The sequence below is a fragment of the Amycolatopsis sp. NPDC003676 genome (assembly GCF_053587275.1).
This window is the reverse complement of record NZ_JBSFNS010000382.1, coordinates 1-1,125: the sequence shown is the minus strand read 5'-3', so window position 1 is coordinate 1,125 and position 1,125 is coordinate 1. Positions and strand designations below refer to the sequence as shown.

Annotated in this window: 2 protein-coding genes; both read left to right on the top strand. The window is 67.1% G+C overall.

The annotated features are described in order from the left end of the window. Positions 1–620: TerD family protein (locus tag ACWDNU_RS46595; protein WP_449673545.1), on the top strand; the 620-nt coding region annotated here is incomplete at its 5' end. A gap of 68 nt (positions 621–688) precedes the next feature. Next, on the top strand, positions 689–1,125 hold a 437-nt coding region (locus tag ACWDNU_RS46590; protein WP_449673544.1), incomplete at its 3' end, for a DUF475 domain-containing protein.

The following is a 1,125-nucleotide window of genomic DNA, read 5'->3' as shown; positions in this document are numbered from 1 at the left end:
GGCAGCCGGCCGGTGAGGTCAGCCTGAGCAAGGATCGCCCGGTCAGCCTGCAGAAGGGGCAGCGCGTCACGCTCCGCAAGGAGGGCGGCGCCGCGCTCACCTTCGTCAAGATGGGCCTCGGCTGGGACCCGGTGCGCACCCGCGGCATGTTCGGCAACCGCACCGTCGACATCGACCTCGACGCCTCGGTCTGCCTGTTCGCCGACAACAACCTCGTCGACGTCGCCTACTACGGCCAGCTGTCGTCCAAGGACGGCTCGGTGCGCCACCAGGGTGACAACCTGACCGGTGAGGGCGAGGGCGACGACGAGGTCATCAACGTCGACCTGGCCAACACCCCGCCGACCATCGAGAGCATCTTCTTCCCCGTCTCGATCTACGACGCGGAGACCCGCTCGCAGTCGTTCGGCCAGGTGCGCAACGCCTACATCCGCGTCGTCGACCGGGCCAACGGCAACGAGCTCGCCCGCTACGACCTGTCCGAGGACGCCTCCACCGAGACCGCTATGGTCTTCGGCGAGCTGTACCGCAACGGCGCCGAGTGGAAGTTCCGCGCCATCGGCCAGGGCTACGCCTCCGGCCTGGCCGGTATCGCCCGCGACTACGGCGTCAACGTCTAGTCATCGTCGCGAACAGGGGGCTCGTCTGATGGGCCCCCTGTCCGTGTGACACAGAAAGGTCCCTCCGCGTGATTACGCGCATCTTCGGTATGTCGGTCGTCATCACGGTCCTCTCGCTGGTCGTCGCCTTCCTCTACGGTGGCCCGACCGCGCTGGCACTGTGTGCGATCCTCGGTATTCTCGAGGTCTCGCTGTCGTTCGACAACGCCGTCATCAACGCCACCGTCCTGGAACGGATGAGCGAGTTCTGGCAGCGGATCTTCCTGACCGTCGGCGTCATCATCGCCGTGTTCGGCATGCGACTGGTGTTCCCGCTGGCCATCGTGTGGATCACCGCCGGGCTCGGTCCGATCGAGGCGTTCGATCTGGCCCTCAACCCGCCGCCGGACGACGCCGCCTACTTCCCCGACGGCAGCCCCAGAGCAGCAAACCGCTCCGGCGAAAGGGGGATCCTGCCGCGAAGGCGAGCGCGTCCAAGCAGATCCGAGCCTGGGGCGCGAAAGCA